Source organism: Providencia sp. PROV130 (genome assembly GCF_028482225.1).
GTDB lineage: Bacteria > Pseudomonadota > Gammaproteobacteria > Enterobacterales > Enterobacteriaceae > Providencia > Providencia rettgeri.
In genome coordinates, this window is the sequence record NZ_JAMPQC010000045.1 from 1 (window position 1) to 4,473 (window position 4,473).

The window sequence follows — 4,473 nt, forward strand, 5'->3', positions numbered from 1 at the left end:
TCAGCTGATCAGGCGAGCCAAAAAGCGGATGGCGCTCAAACCTCTGCCAACCAGGCAAACAAGAAGGCGGATGATGCACAGGCAACGGCAAACAGCGCTCAATCCTCGGCGGATAAAGCACAGCAGGCTGCGAACGATGCAAGTAGCAAAGCTGGCACAGCTCAAGCGTCCGCAGACAAAGCCCAAACCACCGCTGACAATGCGCATGCGGTAGCTACCACGGCTGACAAAAAAGCGGACAACGCCCAAGCATCAGCTGATAAGGCACAAAGCACCGCTGACGTTGCTTCGGCTAAATCTGATAATGCTCATGCAGCGGCAAATGCGGCAGACGTTAAAGCAGATAAGGCTCAGTCCTCTGCGGACAATGCTCAGGCCAGTGCTAATACCGCAATTTCAAAAGCAGATACGGCAATTGGAAAGGCGGATGAGGCTCAATCGACTGCAAATACCGCAAGCTCGAAAGCTGATCGGGCACAAATTACAGCCGACGAGGCGAATACCAAAGTTGATCAGGTCCGAGGTGTCGCTAACGATGCGAAAGAGAAGGCTGGAACCGCAATCAAAGCGGCGCAAGTGGCCGACAAAAAAGCCGACAAGGCCTTTGGCCGTGCGGAAGAGGCAGAGAAAAACGCGGTAACCAAATCGAATAGCTATACCGATATTCGTTATCAGCAAAGTGTGGCCTACGCTCAGAACGCCGCAGATACAGCGGAGTTGAATGCGAACTACTATACCGATACCAAGTTCCGGGAGTTGCGTGACTCGTCCAACAAACAGTTCAAGCAGCTGGGTGAAAAAATTGAGCGAGCTGAAAAGCGTTTGAATGCTGGTATTGCTGGTGTCACGGCTATCTCTTCCATTCCTTATGCTAATGATAGCACCTTCAGTTACGGCATCGGGCTGGGTAATTACCAGAACGGAAACGCAATCGCGGGTGGCGTGCAATTCAAAACTTCGCCGAATACTCGAATCCGTTTTAACGTATCGTTGGATAGTGAAAACAACAACGCGATCGGTGTAGGCATTGCCAGTGGCTGGTAATTAAAACACCTTTTATCCAAAGTAAATTCAAGGCCAGCATTCGTTGCTGGCCTTTTTGTTGTCTGAAATTTCGTCAGCCACGATACGTGAGACAAGATAGAGCTGTGCGGTGAATCCCGCTATGCGCAGGGGCTTTGTATCAAACAGTGACTAACGACAACTCAGTTGTCCCTTTTCAGTATGAAAAGCACTGGGGTTCGGTGAAGGCGAGTCGGCTTGATACACCGATTCACTGGGAGGCACCCGGCACCGCACATCTTTTTTCAAACCGACGAGGTCAACATGAGCCAGAAAGAATTTGCAGTTGGTGATGAAGTTACCTGGACAAGCCAGGCGCAGGGCTATGAGCGTGAAAAAACCGGAACAGTTGTCGCCGTACTAAAACCACATGCTAACTTCACCAACAAGCACCGGGAAAGCTTTCCCGACCTATTTAAAAGCGCGGGAGTGGGTTACCCCCGCGATGAAATCAGTTACGTAGTCAGCGTGCCACAGGGTAAAACGGGTAAGGCCAAACCCAAGCATTACTGGCCGCGTACATCTGCGCTTAAAGCCGCTAAGTAAACCAGAAATACATTAAAAAAGGCCGGTAATCGGCCTTTTTGATTCCTAATCATACAAGGTATGAATAAGAGAGGGAAAGCATGCTTCGGGTATACGCCAAGTGCTACCGATTATCTCAGTGCTGTTTTTCTCTTAAACACATATCTCATTTTTCATGCTGTAGGCGCACTCATCTTACTGTTTTTCATCCAAAGAGGTACCTGTCGATTGGTTTAACGAAAAACGCCATGAGAGCCCGCAATCTGCGGGTTTTTTCTTATGTGGGTAACTCAACAAAAAAACATATTTTTTTCATTTTGACTGTTTGTCAGCGGCTAGGGTGGGGTGATACTGGATTCACAGGCAGTAAACAAAACGAATAACTCAATTGGAGATTTACCATGACTCAGCAAATCAATCAGACCCGCATCACTCTGACTTCGTTGAAAGTGTCTTCGTTCGCCAGCCACGAAACCTGGTGCTTTGAAGCCAAGGTTTGCTTTGACGGTAAGGCGATCGCAACGTCGTACAACAGCGGTGAAGGCGGTTGCACGTTTATTCACGCGCTGGATGGTAAAGGCAAGATGTTAGAAGAGGCTGAAGCCTTCGCCAAAACCCTTCCGGCTCTGGAGTCTCAATTCAATGATCCGAAAACAGGCAAAAAAATGATGCATGACATGGATCTTGAGTTTTTGGTGGAACTGCTGGTTTCCGATATGCAGCAAGAGAAAAAGCTGCGCGCCCGCTTTAAGCGTGAATTCCCCAAAAAGCTGCTCTATGTGAAAAATGATGCTTTGTACGGCATCAACGGCATAGACCTTAGCAAGGCTAAAGACAAAACCGCAATTTTCACAGGTTGCCGTGAGCACAACGGCAAAGACATCATCATTTTAGCTGAGCTGCCTGAAGATAAGGCTTGGGAACTCTACAAGAAAACGATGGGGACGAAGTAAGCCACCTCAGCCCGCTTCGGCGGGCTTTTTTCGTTAACTGTGCTTATTCCCAGATAATCCCTAAACAACCACCTATCGGAGCTTTTATGGCTATTACCATCACCAATGGCATTTTACGTAACGCCACGCTCGAAGAGCTGACCAGCAAGGCCTTCTCTAACGCAAGCAATAGTCAGGAAGTTGATATCGACACTGACATGCTAAGTGAAGAGGCGGTTAACGACCTACGAAATACCTGTGAGAAAATGGGGCAAAAGAAAATTGTCCGCGTCATTGACTCGATCGTTGCGGCAAAGAACGGTGATTTTTCTAAGCCTGTTGCGAGTTTTCAGGCTTTTGATGGTGTCCTGTTTGAATACCTACGTCGTGATGCCAAAGATGGCTGGATCTACCGTCGTGACGGTGATGGTAATCTGTATGTCGCGCTGGTTACATCCGTTAAACACAATACCAGCGGCAGCTACCGAAACCAGCCGCCGTCTGTGGACATCAATATTTCATGGTATGGCTACGGTAATAATTCGAACCGTGATAAACCCTATTCCGTCCACACTGGCAGCATTAAGTTTTATGCCCAAGAAGTAGCTCGCCGTCATGTTTCAAAAATTCTGGCTGAGCAAAACCTATTCAAAGAAACGCCGGAGCTGCGTGCTGAATACGATGAACAGCTGAAACGGTATCACGAGCAGGTACAAGGCCAGTTCCCTCGCCAATTCCGTGCTATCGGTGCGGCAAACAAAATCGAAGGGTATGGCAGTTACGATCGCAATTTGAACATTGCGGGTCACAAGCTAATCCATGACTTGCCCACCAGCGAGTGCGGGCCGGTCAGTGAGATGGTTGAAACCGACTTGCTGTGTACTGATACGGCTGATGGTTTCGGCGTGTTGCCTGAAGCTACAGCAGTTCGTTTCTTCGACCTGTCACTTCATCAGTTCGTCTGGGTGCATTCGAATAATGTCGAGCCATACGAGTACGACAAAAACCTGCGTAACAAGATGATTTTGCCAGAATCGCATAGCGATTTATTGGATGTCCTAACCACCGATATTACCGCTTTTACCAGCGACATTATCGAAGGTAAAAGTGCGGGCAATATCATCATGTGCGTAGGCAAGCCGGGGCTGGGGAAAACGCTGACTGCCGAAGTGTATTCAGAACTGACGGAAAGAGCGCTGTACTCCATCCATGCAGGCACTTTGGGCATTAACGCTGAAGAGATCGACAAGAACCTGAAAACCGTTCTAATGCGTGCCCGTCGCTGGGATTGTGTGCTGCTCCTGGACGAAGCGGATGTGTTCGTTATGGCTCGTGGGCTGGATATGGTTCATAACGCAGTGGTCGCTGAATTCCTACGCACGATGGAGTATTTCGACGGCCTGATGTTTATGACATCAAACCGTGAAGATGACCTGGATGAAGCTATCATCCCTCGTTGTGCAGCGATCATTCGCTATGACGTGCCTACGATTGATGACGCCAAGAAAATTTGGCAGGTGATGGCAGACAACTTTGGTGTCGAACTCAGCGAAAATCTACTGAATCAGCTGGTGGAACGATTCCCTACAATGCCTCCTCGCGATATCAAGATGCTGCTTCGCCTGACACTGCGTATGTGCCGAGCCAAGCATGGTGATGGGGCAATCCCAGACATTGAGATGTTCCGCCGTTGTGCGATGTTCCGGGGGGTACAAATCCGCTCTAAAAACGAAAGGCAGCAAGATAATGCAGCGTAATGAACAAAGCCCTGAACAGATCAGGGCCGCAGAAATTTGCGACCAATTCGATGCGCAGGTGTTTACTGGAGATGCCTTCCAGGGTAAGGAAGAGGCTGTGATCCTGCTGGAACATGCCATGCGATGGCAAAAAGCAGCATTGAATATGTTAAAAAGTAATGCCCGATGAAAGATAAAAGCCCCTGATTTAGGGGCTT

The 4,473-nt window shown here is 48.7% G+C and carries 5 protein-coding genes; all 5 read left to right on the forward strand.

What is annotated here, in order from left to right; translation table 11 throughout:
- Positions 1-1,044 (forward strand): YadA C-terminal domain-containing protein (locus tag PSF28_RS22295; protein ID WP_272671854.1); only part of this gene is annotated, 1,044 nt, incomplete at its 5' end.
- 282 nt (positions 1,045-1,326) lie between these two features.
- Positions 1,327-1,608 (forward strand): hypothetical protein, encoded by a 282-nt coding sequence (locus PSF28_RS22300; protein ID WP_094962654.1) that lies wholly within the window; start codon positions 1,327-1,329, stop codon positions 1,606-1,608.
- A 380-nt stretch (positions 1,609-1,988) separates the two neighbouring features.
- Positions 1,989-2,540, forward strand: a complete 552-nt coding sequence (locus PSF28_RS22305) for a hypothetical protein (protein ID WP_131680953.1) — start codon at positions 1,989-1,991, stop codon at positions 2,538-2,540.
- Positions 2,541-2,626: 86 nt separating this feature from the next.
- Complete coding sequence (locus PSF28_RS22310; RefSeq protein WP_094962659.1) at positions 2,627-4,276, forward strand: AAA family ATPase; 1,650 nt, start codon at positions 2,627-2,629, stop codon at positions 4,274-4,276.
- Complete coding sequence (locus PSF28_RS22315; protein ID WP_094962660.1) at positions 4,266-4,445, forward strand: hypothetical protein; 180 nt, start codon at positions 4,266-4,268, stop codon at positions 4,443-4,445. Before PSF28_RS22310 ends, PSF28_RS22315 begins: the two co-directional genes overlap by 11 nt.
- Positions 4,446-4,473 lie beyond the last annotated feature (28 nt).

What these genes read in the sequence shown, in the direction of transcription:
- PSF28_RS22300 (WP_094962654.1), top strand. Translation starts at nt 1,327, where the DNA reads ATGAGCCAGAAAGAATTTGCAGTTGGTGATGAAGTTACCTGGACAAGC.
- PSF28_RS22305 (WP_131680953.1), top strand. Translation starts at nt 1,989, where the DNA reads ATGACTCAGCAAATCAATCAGACCCGCATCACTCTGACTTCGTTGAAA.
- PSF28_RS22310 (WP_094962659.1), top strand. Translation starts at nt 2,627, where the DNA reads ATGGCTATTACCATCACCAATGGCATTTTACGTAACGCCACGCTCGAA.
- PSF28_RS22315 (WP_094962660.1), top strand. Translation starts at nt 4,266, where the DNA reads ATGCAGCGTAATGAACAAAGCCCTGAACAGATCAGGGCCGCAGAAATT.